22 protein-coding genes are annotated in these 21,585 nt (G+C 48.7%); 17 read left to right on the top strand and 5 right to left on the bottom strand.

Going from position 1 to position 21,585, the window contains the following annotated elements; translation table 11 throughout:
- Positions 1 to 55 precede the first annotated feature (55 nt).
- From S1OALGB6SA_RS02230 to S1OALGB6SA_RS02215, 4 genes are all read left to right on the top strand, one after another.
- A complete protein-coding gene (locus S1OALGB6SA_RS02230) occupies positions 56 to 985 on the top strand; it encodes an ABC transporter permease (protein ID WP_230204367.1) in 930 nt (309 codons plus the stop codon).
- Between the two features lie 32 nt (positions 986 to 1,017).
- Positions 1,018 to 2,187 (top strand): ABC transporter permease, encoded by a 1,170-nt coding sequence (locus tag S1OALGB6SA_RS02225; RefSeq protein WP_230204366.1) that lies wholly within the window; start codon positions 1,018 to 1,020, stop codon positions 2,185 to 2,187.
- Positions 2,188 to 2,191: 4 nt separating this feature from the next.
- A complete protein-coding gene (locus S1OALGB6SA_RS02220; RefSeq protein ID WP_124032401.1) occupies positions 2,192 to 3,238 on the top strand; it encodes an ABC transporter ATP-binding protein in 1,047 nt (348 codons plus the stop codon).
- 64 nt (positions 3,239 to 3,302) lie between these two features.
- Positions 3,303 to 4,181 carry an ABC transporter ATP-binding protein gene (locus tag S1OALGB6SA_RS02215; RefSeq protein ID WP_503465865.1) on the top strand — a complete coding sequence of 293 codons (879 nt, stop codon included), beginning with the start codon at positions 3,303 to 3,305 and terminating at the stop codon, positions 4,179 to 4,181.
- Positions 4,182 to 4,198: 17 nt separating this feature from the next.
- Here S1OALGB6SA_RS02215 and S1OALGB6SA_RS02210 read toward each other — a convergent pair whose 3' ends face one another.
- On the bottom strand, positions 4,199 to 5,086 hold the full coding sequence (locus S1OALGB6SA_RS02210; protein WP_037561124.1) for a tetratricopeptide repeat protein: 888 nt from the start codon (positions 5,084 to 5,086) through the stop codon (positions 4,199 to 4,201).
- A 235-nt stretch (positions 5,087 to 5,321) separates the two neighbouring features.
- Between S1OALGB6SA_RS02210 and S1OALGB6SA_RS02205 the strand changes: the two genes are divergently transcribed.
- The 10 genes from S1OALGB6SA_RS02205 (at position 5,322) to S1OALGB6SA_RS02160 (ending at position 14,433) form a co-directional block, all read left to right on the top strand.
- Positions 5,322 to 5,750 (top strand): RrF2 family transcriptional regulator, encoded by a 429-nt coding sequence (locus tag S1OALGB6SA_RS02205; RefSeq protein ID WP_037561125.1) that lies wholly within the window; start codon positions 5,322 to 5,324, stop codon positions 5,748 to 5,750.
- Positions 5,740 to 6,045, top strand: a complete 306-nt coding sequence (locus S1OALGB6SA_RS02200; protein ID WP_200881596.1) for a metal-sulfur cluster assembly factor — start codon at positions 5,740 to 5,742, stop codon at positions 6,043 to 6,045. The genes S1OALGB6SA_RS02205 and S1OALGB6SA_RS02200 overlap by 11 nt, the downstream gene beginning before the upstream one ends.
- A 39-nt stretch (positions 6,046 to 6,084) precedes the next feature.
- Complete coding sequence (sufC, locus tag S1OALGB6SA_RS02195) at positions 6,085 to 6,861, top strand: Fe-S cluster assembly ATPase SufC (RefSeq protein ID WP_037561127.1); 777 nt, start codon at positions 6,085 to 6,087, stop codon at positions 6,859 to 6,861.
- Entirely contained in the window at positions 6,858 to 8,258 is a 1,401-nt protein-coding gene (sufB, locus tag S1OALGB6SA_RS02190; protein ID WP_037561129.1) for a Fe-S cluster assembly protein SufB, read from the top strand. The genes sufC and sufB overlap by 4 nt, the downstream gene beginning before the upstream one ends.
- The gene (locus tag S1OALGB6SA_RS02185; RefSeq protein ID WP_037561131.1) at positions 8,255 to 9,517 is read left to right on the top strand and encodes a SufD family Fe-S cluster assembly protein; all 1,263 of its coding nucleotides are present in this window, start codon (positions 8,255 to 8,257) and stop codon (positions 9,515 to 9,517) included. Before sufB ends, S1OALGB6SA_RS02185 begins: the two co-directional genes overlap by 4 nt.
- Entirely contained in the window at positions 9,502 to 9,834 is a 333-nt protein-coding gene (locus S1OALGB6SA_RS02180; protein WP_052079872.1) for a Rieske (2Fe-2S) protein, read from the top strand. The genes S1OALGB6SA_RS02185 and S1OALGB6SA_RS02180 overlap by 16 nt, the downstream gene beginning before the upstream one ends.
- A 12-nt stretch (positions 9,835 to 9,846) precedes the next feature.
- Complete coding sequence (locus S1OALGB6SA_RS02175; protein ID WP_052079873.1) at positions 9,847 to 11,103, top strand: aminotransferase class V-fold PLP-dependent enzyme; 1,257 nt, start codon at positions 9,847 to 9,849, stop codon at positions 11,101 to 11,103.
- 3 nt (positions 11,104 to 11,106) lie between these two features.
- Positions 11,107 to 11,544, top strand: a complete 438-nt coding sequence (gene sufU, locus S1OALGB6SA_RS02170; protein ID WP_230204365.1) for a Fe-S cluster assembly sulfur transfer protein SufU — start codon at positions 11,107 to 11,109, stop codon at positions 11,542 to 11,544.
- A gap of 72 nt (positions 11,545 to 11,616) precedes the next feature.
- Positions 11,617 to 12,027 carry a Rid family detoxifying hydrolase gene (locus S1OALGB6SA_RS02165; protein ID WP_052079874.1) on the top strand — a complete coding sequence of 137 codons (411 nt, stop codon included), beginning with the start codon at positions 11,617 to 11,619 and terminating at the stop codon, positions 12,025 to 12,027.
- 138 nt (positions 12,028 to 12,165) lie between these two features.
- Positions 12,166 to 14,433 (top strand): adenosylcobalamin-dependent ribonucleoside-diphosphate reductase, encoded by a 2,268-nt coding sequence (locus tag S1OALGB6SA_RS02160; RefSeq protein ID WP_037561133.1) that lies wholly within the window; start codon positions 12,166 to 12,168, stop codon positions 14,431 to 14,433.
- Positions 14,434 to 14,517: 84 nt separating this feature from the next.
- Here S1OALGB6SA_RS02160 and murD read toward each other — a convergent pair whose 3' ends face one another.
- Positions 14,518 to 15,891: a UDP-N-acetylmuramoyl-L-alanine--D-glutamate ligase gene (gene murD, locus S1OALGB6SA_RS02155; protein ID WP_037561134.1), complete on the bottom strand. Its 1,374-nt coding sequence runs from the start codon at positions 15,889 to 15,891 to the stop codon at positions 14,518 to 14,520.
- Positions 15,892 to 16,023: 132 nt separating this feature from the next.
- Here murD and lgt point away from each other — a divergent pair, with 132 nt between their 5' ends.
- Positions 16,024 to 16,815 (top strand): prolipoprotein diacylglyceryl transferase, encoded by a 792-nt coding sequence (gene lgt / locus S1OALGB6SA_RS02150; protein ID WP_230204364.1) that lies wholly within the window; start codon positions 16,024 to 16,026, stop codon positions 16,813 to 16,815.
- Here lgt and S1OALGB6SA_RS02145 read toward each other — a convergent pair.
- Genes S1OALGB6SA_RS02145 through S1OALGB6SA_RS02135 form a run of 3 tightly spaced genes read right to left on the bottom strand, consistent with a single transcriptional unit; the run spans position 16,792 to position 19,970 of the window.
- A complete protein-coding gene (locus tag S1OALGB6SA_RS02145; RefSeq protein ID WP_124032399.1) occupies positions 16,792 to 18,837 on the bottom strand; it encodes a transketolase family protein in 2,046 nt (681 codons plus the stop codon). The two genes, lgt and S1OALGB6SA_RS02145, sit on opposite strands and share 24 nt — an antisense overlap.
- A gap of 42 nt (positions 18,838 to 18,879) precedes the next feature.
- Positions 18,880 to 19,416, bottom strand: a complete 537-nt coding sequence (gene amrA, locus S1OALGB6SA_RS02140) for an AmmeMemoRadiSam system protein A (RefSeq protein ID WP_037563353.1) — start codon at positions 19,414 to 19,416, stop codon at positions 18,880 to 18,882.
- Positions 19,413 to 19,970 carry an O-acetyl-ADP-ribose deacetylase gene (locus S1OALGB6SA_RS02135; protein ID WP_230204363.1) on the bottom strand — a complete coding sequence of 186 codons (558 nt, stop codon included), beginning with the start codon at positions 19,968 to 19,970 and terminating at the stop codon, positions 19,413 to 19,415. Before S1OALGB6SA_RS02135 ends, amrA begins: the two co-directional genes overlap by 4 nt.
- Positions 19,971 to 19,994: 24 nt before the next feature.
- Here S1OALGB6SA_RS02135 and S1OALGB6SA_RS02130 point away from each other — a divergent pair, with 24 nt between their 5' ends.
- The gene (locus S1OALGB6SA_RS02130; protein WP_161786806.1) at positions 19,995 to 21,017 is read left to right on the top strand and encodes an ankyrin repeat domain-containing protein; all 1,023 of its coding nucleotides are present in this window, start codon (positions 19,995 to 19,997) and stop codon (positions 21,015 to 21,017) included.
- 95 nt (positions 21,018 to 21,112) lie between these two features.
- Positions 21,113 to 21,585: gamma carbonic anhydrase family protein (locus tag S1OALGB6SA_RS02125; protein ID WP_148084002.1), on the top strand; the 473-nt coding region annotated here is incomplete at its 3' end.

Below are 21,585 nucleotides of genomic sequence, written 5' to 3'. Positions count from 1 at the left end.
GGAGACGATCGGCCTTCCTTTTTAGTTCAAAATACTCTTCGAGGGTGACAGCATCGTGAGAAATTACTTTTTTAGACGATTTATCCAATCCCTGTTTACGATTTTTTTGATTGCGACGGTAACCTTTTTCATGATGCGTTCCATACCCGGAGGGCCGTTTACAAGAGAACGTCCGGTGCCAGATGAAATCATGCGGGCGTTGAATGCTAAATACAACTTGGACGCGCCGCTAATTGTTCAATATTTCGACTATATGAAAAGCTTGTTGACTTTTAACTTGGGTCCGTCGTTTTCCAGGGTGGGTGTTTCCGTAAATAAGCTGATTGGACTTGGTTTTCCAGCTACCGCAAAGATTGGGTTTCTTGCCGTTTTGCTCATAATTCTAGTTGGTATCCCTGTTGGGATAGTATCTGCCCTGAAGCAGAATCGTCCTGTTGATTACTTTGTTATGTTCATGGCGACTTTGGGAGTTACAATCCCGAATTTTGTTATAGCCACCTTGTATATCTATCTGTTTGCTGGAAAACTTGGGTGGGTACCCAGTTTTGGATTGAGAACTCCATGGGCATATATCGGGCCTATACTTGCCTTAAGCGGATATTCGTTGTCTTTTGTGGCGCGACTTACCCGATCGAGTATGCTGGAGGTGCTAAGGCAGGACTATATTCGAACCGCACGCGCAAATGGTTTGAAGGAACTGTCTGTAATCGGCAAACATGCAATGAGAAATGCCCTGATACCTGTGATTACCTACCTGGGACCCACCATTGCTCTTCTTATGACAGGATCTTTTGTTATTGAACGCATTTTCGCTATTCCTGGCATCGGGAGATATTTTGTTGAGAGCGTTAGTAGCCGTGATTACACTGTAATTATGGGCGTTACGGTGCTCTATGCTTCCTTTTACGTTTTAATGATTTATCTGGTGGATGTTTTATACGCTATGATTGATCCGCGAATAAGATTTGATAAGGAAATCCCTTAGACATGCCATCCGAAGCTGATTATTTCGGATTTGTGAGCAAAGAAGAAAGTCAGAATCTGGAAACACTTGAAAAATCTCTTACCTATTGGCAGGATGCATGGCGTCGATTGAAGAAGCACAAATTGGCCATGGCTGGGCTTGCCGGGGTAATAAGCACCATCCTATTTGCAGTCTTGGGGCCGTTCTTTTCGCGGTTTTCGTATTCGGATCAGATTTTGGACTATGCCAGGACACCACCTAGACTGGACATTTACGAAGTGGCTGATGATTACTATGTCTTCCTGACGAAAGACTATAATTTGCTTCGTGTTAGTGAAAAGGGTGAAATACTTGAGCGGATTTTCGATACGAACAAAGATTTGGAGAGGAAAGCCTACACATATTTTGATGCCAGGCGGGGTTTAGAAATAGAATTGGATTTTTCTTATAATCTGCTGCCAGGCAAAGAGGCCGACTATAATTTCACCCTCGTGGCTAACGGGGGTGATCCGATAACCGAAGCTACGAAGACAGTATTCAACAGAACCTATCCCTTTGGAAGCGATTCGATTGGCAGGAGTATTCTAGTTAGAGTTATGTACGGCGCCAGAATATCGCTTATTGTGGCCTTCGTGGCCTCATTGGCGAATCTGCTAATAGGGGCCGTGTATGGCAGTATTGCCGGATATGAGGGGGGCCGCACCGATATCCTCATGATGAGATTTGTCGATATCCTTAATTCTATCCCCCTACTCATCTATGTGATTCTCATTATGGTTCTGGTGGGTAACCGCGGCCTATGGACAATGATAATCGCGTTGGGAAGTGTTTATTGGGTTACTATGGCGCGACTGGTACGAGGACAGGTATTATCCCTGAAGGGGCAGGAATTTGTTTTAGCCGCCAGAGCGCTGGGTGTGAAGAAGCGATCAATCATATCGAGGCATCTGATACCCAATACAATCGGCCCGATTATCATATCCATGACGATGATGATTCCCAGAGCCATCTTCACTGAAGCGTTTTTAAGCTTTATTGGCTTGGGGGTTTCAGCTCCCATGGCATCTTGGGGAACCCTAACCGAGGATGCGCTCTCTGCGCTTCTATCCTTTCCATATCAGTTGTTTTTCCCGTCGATGGCCATTGCAATTACTATGTTGTCTTTCAATTTCCTGGGAGACGGACTGCGCGATGCGCTAGACCCCAGGCTGAGAAAGGGCTGAAACAATGAGCGGCGAACCATTGCTTGAAGTCAAGAATATCAGCACCTCATTTTTTTCGCATTTGGGCGAAATTCAAGCGGTTAGAGGAGTCTCGTTCTATCTGAATCGAGGGGACGTATTGGGCATTGTCGGTGAATCTGGTTCGGGGAAAAGTGTTACCGCGCTCTCGATAATGGGTTTGATCGAAAAACCCGGGAAGATTAAGCAGGGTGAGATTATATTCAATGGCGAAGATTTGATGAAAAAGAGTCAGCGCGAGATGTGCGAATTGCGCGGAAATGAAATATCCATGATATTTCAGGATCCTATGACATCTTTAAATCCTGTCTATCGCATCGAAAATCAAATGGTTGAGGTTATTCGTTATCATAATCGAAATCTAAGTCGGAAAAAGGCTGTCGCGCAGGCGGTTGAGATGTTGAGACTAGTTAAAATTCCGGAGCCCGAGAAACAGATTAAGAGCTATCCACATGAATTTTCGGGAGGAATGCGCCAGAGAGTAATGATTGCCACTGCCCTATCCAGTAATCCCGGATTACTAATAGCCGATGAGCCAACGACGGCTTTAGATGTAACCATCCAGGCTCAAATTCTGGATTTGATGAACGATTTGAGAGCGCGCATTAATGCTTCAATAATACTGATTACTCACGATTTGGGAGTAATAGCCGAAGTTTGCAGCAGAATAATTGTAATGTACGGTGGAACTATTATGGAAGCGGGGAACGAGAGAGATATCTTTTACAATCCTCAAAATCCATATACGGTGGGGCTGCACCAGTCTATACCGAGTAACCTGGCAATTAGCGAAAAGCGCCTAGTACCCATTCGGGGTACGCCTCCGAATTTAATGTATCCGCCGAAAGGTTGTCCTTTCTCGCCGCGCTGTTCATACACAATGAGGATATGTCTCGAAGAAGCCGCACCTACTATTCGCTTGAGCGATACTCATATATCCGTGTGTTGGCTGCTTCATGAGAATGCGCCAAAAATCAACGGCTATAGCAAGGGGAAGATTGTTGATCGATACAAAACACCTTCTGGAAGTTAGAAATCTCCGCAGATACTTTCGGATTCGGAGAGGGAGCATCTTCAGGAAATCGTTTTTGAAGGCAGTGGATGATGTTTCCTTTCATATTGATCGCGGGGAAACCTTTGGACTTGTTGGTGAATCCGGTTGCGGCAAATCGACTATGGGTCGAACGATAATCCGTCTATATAACGTTACTGGCGGTGAAATTTTCCTTGATGGTACCAATCTTACGGCTATGAGTGAGAAGAATCTCCTTCCTTTTCGTAAACGCATGCAGATGATCTTCCAGGATCCTTATGCTTCTTTGAATCCCCGGATGACAGTTACAGATATTGTCGGAGAGGGCATTCTGGTTCACAATATTTTCAAGGATCGGGAAAGGCAGGAAAGAATTTTCGAACTACTCGATTATGTTGGATTGAAGCGGGAACACGCGAATCGTTATCCTCATGAATTCTCCGGAGGACAGCGTCAGCGAATAGGTATTGCCAGAGCCTTGGCGGTGGAACCAGAATTGATAATCTGCGATGAACCGATTTCGGCTCTCGACGTTTCAATTCAGGCTCAAATTGTCAATATGCTGGAAGATTTTCAGGACGAGATGAAACTCACTTATTTGTTTATCGCCCATGATTTATCTATGGTAAAGCATATCTCCGACAGGATTGGCGTAATGTATCTCGGTATGTTCGCGGAAGTTGCCGAAAGCTATGAGCTATACGCACATCCACAGCACCCATACACCAGGGCTCTCCTGTCCGCAATACCAATACCGGATCCCGATTTGACAAGGAAAAACAAGAGAACCATCCTCCGTGGTGATGTGCCCTCGCCAATTGATCCACCGGATGGTTGCCGTTTTGCAACACGCTGTCCCCTGGTATCGGATTTGTGCACGAAAGCAACCCCAGAGCTTATCGACAAGGGAGCAGGCCATTTCGTAGCCTGCCACAATGTCTAGGGGGGATGAGGGTATCGCTATTTCAGCAGTTGTGCGGCACTTATACCAATTTGGGTGTCCGGGTTGAGCTCTACAGCTTTCTGCAAATTACTCCGACTGCCAGATTTGTTTCCCTGCGCATCCATACTGAGTGCGGAAAGATACCAGGCAGACTGAGCTGCTTCATCCTTTGGATTAGTATCCAGATAGAGAGCAAGTATTGAGTCGGCTTTCGCGTACTCCCTGCTCTCAATGTACAGAGTAGCCATTACAACCGAGTATTCACCCAGAAATGGGTCGGTTTCGAGGGGGGCAATGCTAGTCAAAGTATCACGCGCTATTCGAGGATTACCCAGTATTTGCTCAACTTCTCCCTGTCGGAATAAGCATTCACGTTGCAAAGCACCGGATTCCCACAGAGCTCCTCTTTTGAACAACTCCCTGGCCCCGAGAAAATCACCCTTGCTCATAAGAGTCATTCCATCCTGGAGATAGTCGGTTGAATCATCTTCCCAAGCAATGGAGCCATAGTCACTGGCCCTGCGTGCCCGGACCGCAGCAGCGGTGTTTTTCGAAGTGTCAGCGCGATTGATCAACGATGAAAACTTGGAACCGATTAGTTGACGAAGATTGATGGAGTTGGTATTGTCGCTGGCTAAGTCGTCATTGTTGTATACTCCGTCCTTCGTAAGAGTAATCTTCCTGGCTCCGGCGGAAAGCTCAGCGAAGCCATTGCCTGAGAGTCGAATAGACGCCTCTTCCGGAATGAGATCTCCAATTGCCAGTTGTTGCCAAGCGTTGTTATCTCTTCGGTATTCAAGGTTACCGTCAAGATAGTCTATTTTGAGATCCACGGCACTCAAAGGTGAAGTTAAGCAAAGTAGAATTAACAGCCCTGTTACGATTAATAGAATGTTCTTCTTCATAGTCTTCATTTTAACACAAAAAAATCAAAATGACAAAAAAATCTTAACACACACAAAAAAATCAAGATTTTATCGTCTTTTGGAAGAAAGCTGACAACAATTTCAGGCGGGATGCGGTTCTTTTGATTAGACCGCGTGTTTTTAGGATTCTGACACAAAAAAGAGTTGACTCAGTTTTTGTTTCAGACTTATACTAGTTTTTTGGTAGTATAAAGACAAGATAAATGGAGCGTTAATGTTTCGATTAAATAAGGACATGGAATATGCGTTAATCTCCCTGGTGGAGATGTCCCGGCAGGTGGATGAGACATTGCTTTCGGCCCGAGAGTTATCAAAACGATACACCATCCCATACAAACTCCTGGCCTTGATTCTTCAAAAATTGAGAGGAGGAGGAGTGCTTCTTGCTGAGATGGGACCACGTGGCGGTTATCGGCTGGCTAGGGAGCCAGGTTTGATTCGATTGAAGCAGATTATCGAGGCTGTTCGCGGGGACGAGCGAATTGCTGACTGTCTAACGGTGGATGGGCACTGCGTGCAGGATGAATGCGGTTGTACAATCAAACCTCTTATTCAGATATTTCAAGATAGGTGGATGGACTTCGTTGAGAATACCACTCTGGATAAGTTTTTAGCACTGGAGGCTGGTACGAGTGGCAAGTGATCAGGATGTAAAGGATGCACTTTACGATGTTATCGATCCGGAACTGAATATGAATATTGTCGATTTGGGATTGGTATATCGGGTTCAGGTTGTTGAGGAAAACATAGCGGAGGTTGATTTCACTCTTACCTACCCAGGGTGCCCTCTTGGAGATGTGATTACTTCCGATGTCATATCGAAAATCAGAACACAAACGGATGTAACGGATGTACGCGCTCAAGTAGTCTGGAATCCACCCTGGAATCAAAATATGATGAGCGAAAATGCTAGGCTTATGATGGGTTATCCGATTTAGGCAGGCGGAAGCCTCATTTTATAATAGTTAAGGAGATTTATGAATCTGGTAATTGATAATTTAGTAGCCGGTTTACCGGGGAAAAAAATATTGCGGGAAATCACTGTTGAGATACCTGACAATGAAGTTCACGCGCTGATGGGACCTAACGGTTCTGGTAAAAGTACGCTTGCAGGCGTTATTGCCGGAAATCCCCAGTTTGAAATTTTTGAAGGCAGTTTTTCCATGGGAGGAATGAAAATTTCTGAAATGGAAAGCTTTGAACGCGCTCGTGCCGGATTGTTTTTGGCTTTTCAGTATCCAGTCGAAGTTCCGGGTATTACGGTGGGGAAATTTCTTAAGCGGGCTGTGGAACTACGCCGGGGCGAGGAGGGACGATTCAGTGTCACCGAGTATATCAGGGAGCTTAGACATATGATGGATTACATGGGCATTGATCGGAATTTCATCAACCGTTACCTAAACGAAGGTTTTTCGGGTGGAGAGAAAAAACGGATGGAAATACTCCAGATGCTGATGCTGAAGCCGAATTTTGCGATTTTGGACGAAACCGACTCTGGCTTGGACATTGATGCGCTTCAGATAGTGGCCAAGGGGATAAACAGGTTGAGGGAGGAGGGTTTCGGGGCGCTTCTGATAACTCACTATCAGCGAATTCTCGATTACGTTAAACCAGATAAGATTCATGTAATGGTTGATGGGCGCATTGTTCTTTCCGGGGGACCGGAAATAGTGGATGAACTGGAGGCAAAAGGCTATGAGTGGGTTAGGGATACCATGCAATTCGAGGACATGAAAGTGAGACTTGGAGCATGAGGTCTGCACCAATAGCGGGGTTTACGGACTATAAATATGGGTTTTCGTATCCTGACAAATCCGTTTTCAAACCACAAAAGGGACTTTCCGAGGATTTGGTAAGAGCGATTAGTGAGCAGAAGAACGAACCGGAGTGGATGCTGGAATATCGACTGAGGGGTTTGCGGGCCTTTCTTCGGAAGCCAATGCCAAATTGGGGCGCACAGATTGGCGATATTGATTTCGATAACATCTACTACTATGCCAAATCCTCGATGGGCCAGGTTTCTTCGTGGAAGGATTTGCCAGAGGATATTTTGAAAACCTATAATCGTTTGGGTTTGCCAGAGGCTGAGAGGGATTTCCTGGCGGGCGTCGGCGCCCAGTATGATTCGGAGGTGGTTTATCATTCAATTCATGAGGAGTTGAGAGGCAAAGGGGTGCTGTTCCTGTCGCCGGAACAAGCAGTGGAGGAATATCCAGAGATTGTTCAGAAATATTTTGGAACAATTATTCCATTCAATGACAACAAGTTTGCAGCCTTGAATACGGCGGTTTGGTCGGGTGGAAGCTTCATATATGTTCCGCCGAATGTTAAGGTTGAGATTCCTCTTCAGGCCTATTTCCGAATCAATTCGGAGAATTTTGGCCAGTTCGAACGTACTCTCATTGTAGTGGACGAGAATAGTTTTGTTCACTATATCGAGGGCTGTACCGCACCGGTTTATACCACTGATTCATTACATAGCGCGGTGGTGGAAATCGTGGCTGAGAAAGGAGCAAGGGTTCGATATTCGACGATTCAAAACTGGTCGGGCGATGTTTATAACCTTGTCACTAAGCGGGCCTATGCCGCCGAAAAGGCAACAGTTGAATGGGTGGATGGGAATATCGGTTCTAAACGTACGATGAAGTATCCGGCTGTATGGCTGATGGGTGAGGGCGCACATGGAGAAGTACTTTCCATCGCTTTTGCGGGCAAGGGACAGGAGCAGGATGCAGGGGGAAAGATTATCCATGCGGCTTCCAATACTTCCAGCGTGATTACCAGCAAGTCGATTAGCAAGGATGGCGGTACTGCTACTTATCGCGGTTTAATTAAGGTGGCCGAGGGCTTGAACAACATAAAGAGCCATGTGGTTTGTGATGCGCTGATTCTCGATGAGAACTCCGTAAGCAAGACATATCCATATATGGAGATTGAATCTGAGGATGTGTCCATCGAGCATGAGGCGAGGGTCAGCAAAATTAGCGAGGATCAGATTTTTTATTTGATGGCAAGAGGCCTGTCGGAGGAAGAGGCCTCGATGATGATTGTCAATGGGTTCCTGGATCCGCTAGTAAAGCAATTACCCATGGAGTATGCGGTAGAACTCAATCGCCTGATAGAGCTGGAGATGGAGGGGAGTGTGGGATGATAAATTCGCTTAGGAAATCGGCGGAAGAACTCTTCGGGCGGATAACTTGGCCGAGCGCCGACGAGGAAGATTGGCGGCGTACTGACCTGGCTCGTCTCCTGCCTAGAGGAATCCTGGATTCGAATGCCAATTTGGCCGGCGAAATACAGGATGAGGAGAATTATCTTACCTCCTCATTGCCAGAGGGCTTTGCTGGAAGAGTCATAAGTGAGAATGGAGTTGTGACAGGGCTGTCCTCCCCCGAGCTGCTCCGAGATGCCGGTTTCAATCTGTGGTGGTGTGCACTGGATGATGTCCCTGAAACCCTCAAGGTGGTGGGCGAAGCCGAACTGAATGATTCTGCAGAGAGAATCACGGCGTGGCACTATCGTGATATGCCTGGTTGTTTAATACTTGAGCTGACTGGGGAGTCTGACAAGCCAGTACTGGTGGAAGAACGACTGAAGTGTTCCAAATATACTCGGAAGTCCCTGTTTTCGGCTCCTCACTTACACATCGTAGCGGCATCGGGCGCGAAGGGTGCTGTTATCTGGTCTTTGGAAGGAACTCCAGAACATGATAAATCCATAACGCCAATCCTCAATGGGGGCCTGACTGCTTCTGTCTCACCCGGAGCAAAATTGGATATTACACTGCGACAGAATCTTGGAGCATCGATTGTGGCATTTTTACACGGTAGAATTGAAGTAGAAGAAAATGCCAGCGTGAAATTTCGTGAGTCCCATTTTGGAACAACCCTGCTGAAGACTCGTACCAGAGTTCTGTTAAAGGACATGAAAGCAGATGCCCAGTTAAATGGTATTTATGTGGCAGGGGAGGGCAAACACTATGATATCGGCACGATTCAAGAACATCGAGCCGCTCATACCACCTCGAACGCGCTTTACAATGGCGCGGTCTTACACCGCGCCATTTTCCAAGGTCTGATAGATGTGTGGCCTCATGCAGCGAAAACAGACGCCTATCTCACCAACAATAATCTCATTTTGAGTGCCGGAGCGCGCTCAGATTCGCTTCCGAAACTAAATATTCTGACGGACGATGTCAAATGCAGTCACGGTTCGACAACAGGGCGACTTGATAAAAATCAGATTTTTTATCTGGAAACTCGCGGTTATTCGCCAGAAGAGGCCACCCGCGAGCTTATCCGTGGGTTTTTGTTGAAGGCTTTTGACAATGCCCCGGCTTCTGTGTGGAAAATGCTTGAAAGTGACATAGATGCCGCGATGAGTGTGAGCAGTTTATGGGCCGATGGGTGAAAGCGGCCAGTTTGTCGGAGTTTGCTGATTTTCCCAGCTACCGGGCATCCCTGGCGGTTGACGTGGAGGGCTACGATATTGTGATTTTCAAACTACCCGATGGATGGGGTGCACTCGATGATACCTGTTCGCATGAATACTCGGAGCTCTCGTCCGGTGAAGTTTGGAACGGGCGTGTATACTGCGAGAAGCATGGCTCGTCTTTTGATTGTATAACCGGCGAAGTTAGTGGTTTGCCTGCAACCGAGGGAGTTAGCGCCTTCCCTGTTGAACAGAGGGGCGAGAATGTCTATATACAGTTACCCGATTACAGTTAAAGGGTGTTTTAAATGATCTCCGGTGTTTTCAGTGTTGATTCCAAGGCCGAATTGGGTGAGGAAATCAGAGAAGAATTTCCACTACTTGCCAACAATTCAGAGCTTGCTTATCTTGATAACGCTGCCACCAGTCAGAAACCCGAATCAGTGCTTAGCGCAATGAACCGCTATTACAGGGAAGAAAATGCCAATGTTCATCGTTCCCTGTATAAACTGGCCGAGATATCCACTCTGGCGCTGGAGAATTCCAGAGCTGTTGTGAGGCAGTATTTAAACGCCGCCTCGTCACAAGAAATCATTTTTACCAAGAGCAGCACCGAGGGTCTGAATCTTTGTGCCTGGAGCTTAGGAGAGTTGCTCCTCAGTCCGGGCGATATTGTGCTTGTGAGCGCGCTTGAGCATCATTCCAACTTTGTTCCGTGGCAACAGGCGGCAAATCGTGCCGATGCGAAACTCGTAGCTATTCCGGTTAACGAGGATGCCACGCTTAACATTGATTTCCTAGAGACGCTGGAGAAAGATGGGAGGGCAGAAAAAATACGTATCCTCGCCGTCGCTCACATTTCAAATGCCTTCGGGACTATCCATCCTATACGAGCTATTTCTGCCTGGTGTCGCAAGCATGATATCACCATGGTATTGGATGCAGCTCAGTCGCTACCTCATTTTCCGATTGATGTCCAGGCCACAGGTGCAGATTTCCTGGTTTTCAGCGGGCACAAAACCTACGGGCCGATGGGTGCGGGAGTCCTTTGGGGGCATGAGAAATGGTTGGAAAAAATGCCTCCATGGCAGACTGGTGGAGAGATGATATCCACTGTGAGGCTTGAGAAATCCACCTGGAACGAACTACCGTATAAATTTGAAGCCGGAACCCCAAATGTCGCCGCCGTCGTGGGCCTGGCTGCGGCTTTGAATTGGATGATCGCGACCGGCCTCTCTCGCTTAGAGACCCGTGAACTGAAGCTGGGCGAACATGCATATGAAAAACTTGTATCCGTTAAGGGTTTGAAGCTCTATGGCCCGGTCGATTTAAATCAACGCCGGGGGGTGTTTTCATTCAATTTGGAAGGAATTCACAGCCATGATGTGGCCCAGTACCTGGACAAAGCCCAGATAGCCATTCGCTCAGGTCACCACTGTGCTCAGCCGGCAATGCGACACTTGGGTATCCAATCCACTGCTCGAGCCTCTTTGGCGGTGTATAACACCATCCATGAAGTAGACCGCCTGGTTGACGCGATAGTCGGCGCGAGAGAGTATTTCTAGATAGTGAACGAACTGGATAATCTCTACATGGAAATAATACTCGATCATTACAAATTCCCACGCAATAAGGCCGATCTATCCCATATAGCCGACGAATACTTGCACGAAAACCCCTCCTGTGGCGATTCACTCAAGTTGGAACTTGTTGTGGGGGGAGATGGAAAGATTGGGTCGGTGTGTTTTGATGGCCATGGCTGCGCCATTAGCACCGCATCGGCCTCTCTGATGAGCGAGCGGCTTATCGGCAAGACTCCCGAAGAGGCTCGACGATTAATAGATGTTTTTTTAAAAGTGCTACGCGGCGAGGAGAACTCTGATAGCTTGGAGGAATGGGGAGACTTGATGGTGCTTGGGGGAGTTACCCAATTTCCTTTGCGGGTGAAGTGTGCCACGCTTGCCTGGCATGCGGCGAGAAAAAGTTTGGCGAGTTGCACGGAATAGGGCTTGAGCGCGCTATTTTGAGATAGGCCATGAATTGCAGTGTTGATAGAATAAGGCTTGGCAGGAGTCAAAATGAGAAATAGTATTAAGACAGCCTTGGCACCCAGGAGCATCGGACCCTATTCCCAGGGAATCCGCACTCGGGATTTTGTTTTCGTTTCCGGACAACTCCCGGTAGATCCGAATAATAATGAAATTCCCGAAGGAATTGCGAATCAAACCGAACGGAGTTTGAGAAACGTGCAGGCCGTCCTGAAATCGGCTGACTGCACGATGAACGATGTTGTTGAAGTTCTAATCTTCTTGAAAAATATGAACGACTTTGCCGCGATGAACCAGGTTTATGAACAATTTTTTGAAGTGCCTTATCCCTCAAGAGCGGTTGTGGAAGTGGCTGGACTTCCGCTGGATGTGTTGGTGGAGATTAAGGCCACCGCAATTGCAGACTGCCGAGTAACCCATCAGACTGCTTCACTGCGCTGACTTGGAAGTCGGCTAGTAGCGTTTTTGCCGACAAATAAGGAAATAAATGCCATACATATAGCGTTTTATGCATTTTCCCACCTTGTAATTTAAGGCCCAATGGGGACAAAATGAGCATTCACGAAGTTAGGAGGGTTCATGTCCGTTGTTTTGAAGAAGAATTTTACATTCAAGCAACCGCTCTGCGAGGAAATATTCAGACGTAAGTATATGCTGCATGGCGAGGAGTCGGCAGAAGAGGTGTTTAGGAGCGTAGCCAAGGAAATCGCCTCGGTGGAAGCTGAGCCCTTAAGAGCCGAAATAGAAGAAAGTTTCTATCGGGAGATTCATTCAGGGCGTCTTATTCCAGCGGGACGTATTCTGGCAAATGCCCGGCCCGACAGTCCCATGAAGAATTACAATAATTGCTTCACCATCGATGTCGAAGATTCCCTGGAGGGTATATACGACTCTTTAAAAGAAGATGCTGTAATCAGTAAGATGGGCGGGGGAGTGGGATTCGACATCTCCAAGCTTCGACCCAAAGGCGATTTTCTTTCACGGGGAGGTGAATCTTCCGGTGTAGTTAGCTTTTTAAGAATATTCGATCAAAGCGCGAAGACAATCATGACAGGGGGGCAGCGAAGAAGCGCTCACATAGCTCTGCTGGATATTGCTCATCCCGATGTAGAGGAATTTATTGAGGTGAAACAGGGTGATGCAAATAAGGAACTCACCCAGTTCAACATCTCGGTGAAAATTACGGATGAATTCATGAAAGCTGTAGAGCATGATGAAGAGTTCAAACTGCATTTCGGCGACAGAGTGTATAAAACTGTTCGTGCAAGAGAGCTTTACGACAAGTTGGCAAGGCATGCCTTTATACACAACGAGCCTGGAATTTTCAATGCAGACACCGTCGAAAGATTCAACAACGGTTATTGGGCTTTTGCGATGGACAGAGTAAATCCCTGTGGGGAGCTTGTGATGCCCTCCTATTCCTTATGCTGCCTGGCTGCGATGAAGCTCTCGGAATTTGTAACCAACCCCTTTAGTTCAGATTCAAGCTTTGACTATGAGGCCTTTGCCAGGTCCGTGAAAGTTGGGATACGTTTCCTGGACAATGTACTCGATGTAACGGCATATCCCTTGGATAAAATTGAGAAATTCTCCAAGCAATGGAGGCGAATCGGACTGGGCTTCACAGCCCTGGGAACAACGTTGACTATGCTAGGCATCATTTATGGGTCCGATAAATCGATCGAATTTGCATCAAAAATGTCGGCCACGTTGCGGGATGCCAGCTATCGAACCTCGGCCGAACTGGCCGCCGAAAAGGGTGCCTTCCCTGCCTTCGATGCGTCTCCCATCCTGGCCGCTAATTTCGTTAGGGATTTACCCGAAGATATTAGAGCTTTAATCGGGAAGCAAGGATTGCGAAACATACAGATGAATACCGTTGCTCCCACTGGTACAACAAGCCTTTCGGTGGGACAGAATTGTTCCAGCGGAATCGAGCCCGCCTTTGCGCTACAGTATGAGCGTAACATTCGGGTGGGCAGGGCTGATGAGGTTACCACTGAAACGGTCTACGATGCAGCGTGGCTAGCCTGGAAGGAGGAAAAAGGCCACGATCAGGCCGCTCCTCCCTGGATGGTAACTGCGGCGGACATAGACCCATACCGTTCTATAGACCTTCAGGCCGCCATTCAACAAAACATCGATCACTCAATTTCCAAGACTCTAAATCTTCCACCAGGCACCACCTTCGATCAATACAAAGACCTCTTCCTCTATGCCTACAAAAAGGGACTCAAGGGTTTTACCACTTTCAACCCCGAGGGCAGTATGAAGGGCGTTTTAGAACATTCGGGGAAGAGTGACAACAAGTTCATATCCCGCAGCTCTGCGCCTCCTCGCCCCCTCGAGTTGCCTTGTGAAATACACCATGTGAAGGTGAGGGGTAAGCAGTACATTGTAATAACTGGGAATCTAAATGGCAGTCCTTACGAGATATTCTGGATTGATGTGCCAGACGACGAAAAGGTTCGCATCAACGGATGGACGAAGGGCGTGGTGCGCAAAGTGAAGAAGAAACGATACGATTTGGTTATAGGAGATAGAAATCCCCGTCTGGTTTTCGAGGATTTTACGAAGGTATATGATACCCCTAATGCATCGCTTGCCAGATTTATTTCGATGGCTCTTCGCCATGGTACCCCCTTGCAGTTCATCATAGGACAACTGCAGAAGGACACCCAGTTTACTGATTTTGAAAGAGTTGTGGGACGGGTACTTAAAAAGTATATCCGGGATGGAGAGGAGATAATCACTGGCGATTGGCGCTGTCCCGAGTGTGACACCGGGCTTATTTTTCATGAGGGGTGCACCACTTGTCCGGCTTGTGGATGGAGCAAGTGCAAGTAGCGAGTTCGGCGGGGACTGAAGAGTATTCGGCCCGCAGGTGGGGCCAGTAACGAGTTTGCTGGCAGTGATTCCGAAGCTGGGCAGTTATGATTTTTGCAGTACTGCGGCCTTGAAGGCATCGCCCCGCTCAAATTCATGGCGGAACATACCAAAACTGGCGGCTCCAGGTGAAAGGATAATCGCATCGCCGCTTCCAGCTTCCTTTTGTGCCGCTGCGACGGCGGCGGCCATGCTGTGCTTGGCATCTTCGATTTCCAAACCCATGGCACGCAGGCGAGGGAGCCAAATATCCGTTGCGCTGCCAGCCAGCATGATGATGCGTTTTGCCTTTTTTGCGGGCTTGTCGAAGGGGGCGAAATCCAGTTCCTTGTTGGTGCCGCCGGCAATCAGTATCACCGGGCGATTCATTGCCAGCAGCGCGGCCGCAGTGGCATTTGGAATTGTGGAAGCTGTATCATCGTAGTAACGTATTCCATCACGCTCCAGAAAAAACTCCATGCGATAGGGTATACCCGCAAAGCTAGCCGAGGCTTTCAAAATCTCCTGGGAGTCTAAACCCCAAAGCCGCGCCATTGTGCCGGCGAACAGAAGATTCAGGCGAAAAACCTCGCCTGGCACCCGAAGTTCCTTGGCCAGCAATTGTTCCCTCTCAATCCCGTTGCTGAAGTATCCTATCTGTTCGTTGCCGACAAACGAGCCCTTAAAAAACTTTTCCTGCGGCTCGCTCTTTTTCACCAGATATGACTTGCCCGTCGACGTTTCACTCCATTTTCGTCCGTATTCATCATCCGGGAAAACAGAGAAATCGTTCGCGCCTTGAAGCTCGAATACTGCGGTTTTATCGGTTTCGTAGTCGGCAAAGTTTTCGTAACGGTTCTGATGATCGTGCATTAAATTGGTTATACCCGCTATTACTGGCCGCAAGAGGTTTCGACCCCTAAGATCGGCCAACTGCCAAGACGAAAGCTCCAGAATCACTGGATCGCTCGGCTTTAGAAGATGGACAAATGCAAGAGGACTTACAGTGCTGTTCCCTCCGAGTCGTGTTCCCGGATAGCGAAGTTTCAGAAAGTGCAGAAGCGCCGATACCGCAGTAGATTTACCCTTGCTGCCGGTTAATGCGAGAATTGGTGATTCGCAGTGTCTCAAGAATAGTGAGAGATCGGTTTCAACATTGCTTCTCCCCGCAATCCAGGGCGACGATAAGGGCACCGCAGGGTTTTTGACTATGATGTCAGCCCAGTCGAAATCCTCCGGACGATGTTCGCCAAGGATGTATTGGACATCAAGGTTTGAAAGCGCTTCAATCGAAGACCGAATGGATTTCTCCGGATTCAAGTCAGTGCATCGAACCTCGGCTCCCATATGAACAAGATAGCGCACGGTTTCGATACCGCCGCCATGGAAACCCAACCCCATTACTAATGCGCGAGTGCCCTTTAGGCTGATTCCTCCCATAATTTTCGACTTACTACTATATGAAGTGTTGCTTCTGTTTGACAAGCACCACGATGGGTAGGCAGAATATGGGTTTAGTGAGGGCTTGGAATGGTGGATTGGTGGCAGCACTTACCTGGGCGGATTAACTCAGTGGCGTTCTCGATTGGTCACTTCGAAGTGCGATATTACGGGTTAATGTATATAGTGGCGTTCCTGACAGTGTATGGGCTGGCAAGCTGGCGACTTAAACGGGAGCCCCGTTTCGAGATAAGTTCCGCGCAGCTGCAAAACATCATGATGGCTCTGCTGATAGGCTTATTGATTGGGGGGAGACTTGGATACGTATTCCTTTACAACTTTGAGTATTACATTCAGCACCCACTGGAGATATTTTTGCCCTTCCAGTTTCAGAATGGGATTCGTTTTGTTGGTTTTGCCGGCATGTCCTATCATGGCGGCGTGATAGGAATTGTGTTAGCGGCCATCATCATTCTTCGCAAGTACCGGCTTGATTTTTTTCCGGTTAGCGATTTCATTGTGCCGTGCATTCCGATAGCCTATACTTTTGGCAGACTTGGCAATTTTATTAACGGGGAGCTATATGGCCAGACAACCGACATGGCAATTGGAATGTACTTTCCGAATGCTCCGGGCGCGGCGTTGCGACATCCCTCCCAGCTATATGAGGGTTTCTTTGAGGGGATAGTTCTATTCTGTATACTCTGGCCGTTGAGAAACCGTTTAGGAGTCGAGGGAGCTACTCTTTCGCTATATCTTGCAGGTTATGGGATAGTTAGATTTCTTATCGAATACACGAGAGAGCCGGACAGCAACTTAGGGTTGATAATCCTTGGGCTTTCGATGGGACAGCTTCTCTCTCTGATTATGATTGTCGCAGCGGCGGTTCTGTATGTGTTTCTACTTCGGCGTGAGAGAGTTTAGGAGTGCTTCTGCCTCCTTGAGGACGTTCTCGGCAGTGAAACCAAGTCTCTCATCAAGTACCTTGGCCGGTGCGGAGAATCCAAAGCTTTCTAGTCCAAATACCCTGCCTTCGGGGCCGGTTAGCCCTTCCAGAGTTATAGGCAGTCCGGCGCTGAGTCCGAGTTTGGGTACTCCGGTCGGTAGAACGATTTCCTGATAGGATGAGTCTTGTCTACGAAATAAACCTTCGGAGGGAATTGAAACCACGCGAACTTTTCTTCCTCTGCTTCGTAACAGGGGAACCGCCGCCGTCATGGTGGAGACTTCCGAGCCTGATGCCAGCAGGATGATATCCGGTTTACCAGGGCAGTCTTGCACTATGTAGCCTCCGCGCTCAGCTTGCAGGGCTTCCTGGTAGCGATTCTGACTTGTCGATGGTAGATCGGCTATGTTTTGGCGGCTCAATATAAGCGCCGTTGGCGTACAACGATTTTCCAGAGCGAGCTTCCATGCAACGGTGGTTTCGGCGCCATCGGCAGGGCGCAGGACCAGCAAAGAGGGCTTGCCGGAGTGATTCTTCAATTTCTCCAGAAGTCGTATCTGTGCCTCGTGTTCCACCGGTTGATGGGTTGGACCATCTTCCCCGACGCGAAATGCATCGTGGGTCCATATATAGATGACGGGCAGTTCCATCAGGGCGGCTAGGCGCACGGCTGGTTTCATATAGTCCGAGAACACTAAGAAAGTACCTCCAGCGGGAATTACGCCGCCGTGTAGAGCAAGACCACTCAGTATGGCTGCCATGCTCAACTCGGAGACACCGGCTTGAAGGAATGCGCCGCCAAAATCACCACTTCTAAAAGCCCGAGTTTTTTTCAGAAAACCGTCGGTCTTGTCGGAGTTTGAAAGGTCTGCTGATGAAACAATCATGTTCTCAACCTTGTCGGCTAGCCAGGATAGAACGGTAGCAGACGCGGTACGGGTGGCAATGTCCGATTTCTGTTTCACCTCGGAGAAATCCAGATTGGGAATTTCGCCGGCTATCCAGGAGGCAAGCCTGGCGGCTTCTTCACTGTTGTTCTCGGCCCAAGCCGCCTTAATCTTCTTCCTCCTGCCTGCAATTCCTTTCTTAAGTTCGATGATTTCGGTTATGGCATCGGAAACACCTGCAAGAGTCGCAAAGGGATCTTCGGGATTTCCGCCAAGATTCGCGATGGTAAGCTTCACATCAGCCCCCGCGGCACTTAACGGCTGGCCGTGAGTCGATACCCTGCCTTCGAAGGGCTTGCCATCGGCATCGAGACTGCCTAGGCCCATAACGGTTTTGCCAATGATAATCGAAGGCCGGTTTTTTTCGGAGATTGCATCATCCAGCGCCGAGCGTAACTCAGTAAAATTCGTTCCGTCAGCTTCAATCACATTCCAGCCCCAGCTGCGGTACTTAGCGGCAGTATCCTCGGAGCTAACCTCGGAAGTTGGGCTGGAGAGCTGGATGCCGTTGGAATCGTAGAAGAGTATCAGGTTGTCTAATCCCAAGTTACCTGCTATGCGTCCGGCACCCTGGGATATCTCTTCCTGCACTCCGCCGTCGGAAATGAAGGAAAAATGCCTGTGTGCCAAGTGGGAGTCAAAGCGTGCTTGCAGAAACTTATCGGCGATTGCAGAACCCACGGCAAACAAATGACCCTGGCCCAGGGGGCCGGAGGTGTTTTCGACGCCGCGAGACACATCCAATTCGGGATGGCCCGGTGTCGGGCTTCCCCACTGGCGGAAATTTTTTATTTCTTCGATGCTGTAGAATCCGTAGAGGCTGAGTGTTGCATACAGCATGGGCGACATGTGGCCGGGGTCCAGGAAGAAGCGATCGCGCTCGAACCAGTTAGGGTCCGAGGGGTCGAAATTGAGATATTCCGCGAAGAGCAAACTTGCGTATGCAGCACCGCCCATGGCACCGCCGGGGTGACCACAGCCGGCTTTTTCCACCATGGCTACTGAGAGAATGCGAATTTGGTTTGCAATTGTGCCAAGAGTTTTGTCGTCCATGCCTATATTGTAGTGAAGTGTGCCTGGCGTGTGTGGCTTTTATCATTCATTGCCGAAAACCTCGGCTGTAAATGCCTCTAGTTTGGCGTTTGGATTTTCCCAGCTTCTATCGTCCAGGCCGGCCTTCGAGCAAAGTCCGGAGAGAAATGCCTCCCTGTCCCAGCCTTGCTCGCCTGGTACCTGGGGCAGAAGAAGTCCGCTTCTTGAGCCGAGCGACAGCAACAGGCCGTGGAGGCCCACCTCCACCTTATTGGCGTCGATGGGGAAGAATCCCGAGAGTCTTGAGATTTCCATCTCTATTCGATTGAACTCTTCCTTTGTGAGGGAAGGGAAGCGTGGGTCTTCGAAAGCGGCGGCTCTGGCCATTTGAGCCACCGTAATGCCTATGGGTGAGTTTGAACGCAGGCGTCCAATACAGCCGCGAAGCATGCCATTCAACTTAAGGGTTACGAAGACGCCGCCACTCCCAGGAGGAGAAGGGATTGGTGGTCCCGGAGCGAGGCCCAGGCTCTCTGAAATTGCGTTTCGAGCAATGGCGAGCAAGCTTTTACGATCTTCAGAAGAAGTGACTTCCTTCACTGCGGTACCTCCGGTGGCGAAACCTGGTTCAAAAAAGTGGATAATGCAGAGTTCGAGAAGAATACTAAGTATATTTTCTTGGGAAATTCAAGAGAGCGAAGCAGGGATGGCAGAGTCTTCCAAACCACCTTAGCCGCCCTGTCCTGTGGAAACCTGTAAATGCCAGTCGAAATGGCCGGATAAGCTATGCTATGCGCCTCCAGTTCAGCAGCAGCCTCCAGGGAATTTCGATATGCTGCCGCAAGTAGCTCCTCCTCTCGATTCCCTCCTCCATTCCAGATAGGTCCGACAGTATGGATTACCCACTTACAGGGTAAATTCCCCGCGCCGCTTACAACAGCCTCCCCGACGGGAAGACCGGATGGATATCTGATGTCGCGAATTTTCTTGCACTCGGCCAGGATATCCGGACCACCCGCGCGATGAATCGCGCCGTCAACACCACCTCCGCCAAGTAACGAAGAGTTAGCCGCGTTCACTATCGCATCAACTTCAAGCGCCGTAATATCGCCCTTTAGAGCCTCGATTCGTCTATTGAGCCATTGCACGCTCACCACTCCTGACTTATGCTGTTCAAAATGTTTCGGCTTCAGTATAGAACACTTTTCGCCACCGTACTACTGTTAAGCACTTGTTTCTCACCTATTCAGATAGTTTTCGCCCAGGCACCTTCGGAAGCCAGAGGTTTTTCAAAAGGCAACCTCCATCTCTATCCGCTTGGCTGGTCTTCTGAGGGGCGATGGGGCACCCTAATCGGCACTGATAGGAAATTCGACCAATCAGAAATCACTATCCTGGTAATTGATGCCGTTACCGATGAAATACTCCATCGCTCCAATCCCCTGCCCTGGAGCGGGCAAACATCGTTGGATGTCTTCTGGGAACGCTATGGCCGACGGGTTGACGAAATAATCGCCACTTACAAGTTAGAATCATCCCTTCGTCCCGATGTTAGAGATGCTCGCCTTTATACTGGAGGATATACCTACGAGTTTGTACTGGAAGCAAGCGAACAATCGAACCGGGGCTACAGTCTCAGCATCAAATCTTCTCGGGGCGATTCCAAGGAAGTTTATAACAGCCCTCCAGACAAGCGGGCGAATGAAGTTAAACTGCTTGGCGCGGTCGTAAGCCCCTTTGAAAGTCGTGCATTGGCGATTGTTTACGAGGGCGACTCCTATCGTTTCATCGGTGCCCATCTAACCCTTGGTTTTATCCGTATATCGAACGAGGCTTCGACAAAATCCAACTCAGATGCTATGATATCCGCGATAATCAACGGGCAGATCTATCTCGTGAGAAACAGACTGGCGGCTGGACTTAATCCCAATCAGAAGGACTCACGCGGTTATTCGGGAGTGCTGATTGCCGCCCGCCTTGGACATTGGCATATAATGGCCGATCTTTTGGCGGCAGGGGCATTGCCTGTCGGCAAAGACAGCGAAGGTAGAACAGCTCTGCACTACGCGGCATTTGCTCAAAACGAAGAGGCGATTCGCAAACTGCTTTCGGCTGGCTCTAATCCCAGAACGAAAGATAATGCCGGGCTAAGTCCGGCACAGCTTATCGCGCGTCCCGAACTAAAATCTCTGTTGGAATAGAATTCTCACGTCCGCAGTTAACACTGGCAAACAATTGAGCAGCACCCAGGCGGGCAGATGAGGCATGATGAGACAAAACTTGGTAGAATTGATCTATGCTCTATAATTTTGAAGGCAAAAACCCGGAATTTCGCGGAGAGCGAATCTTTGTGGCGCCCAGCGCCGATATTATCGGATCGGTGATACTCTGTGAGAATAGCAGCGTATGGTTCAATTGCACACTGCGAGGGGATATCGAGCTGATATTTCTGGGCGAGAGTAGCAACATACAGGATGGCAGCTCCGTCCACACAGATGATGGGGCCCCAACCATGATTGGAGCGAATGTTACTATCGGTCATAACTGCGTTATTCACGGATGTGAAATCAAAGAAGGCTGCCTAATCGGAATGGGCAGTGTTATTTTGACTGGTGCGGTGATTGGAAAAAACTCCCTTATAGGCGCGGGTTCCCTGGTTACGGAGAACATGAGCATACCCGAACGCTCGCTTGTGCTGGGTTCCCCTGCCAGGGTGATAAAGAAACTTGAAGATGCGGTGCTTGAGAAATGCCTGACGAACTCCGCGCG

Source organism: Olavius algarvensis spirochete endosymbiont, assembly GCA_900608495.1.
Classification (GTDB): domain Bacteria; phylum Spirochaetota; class Spirochaetia; order DSM-2461; family DSM-2461; genus UBA2779.
This window is presented reverse-complemented; position numbering and strand designations above follow the sequence as displayed.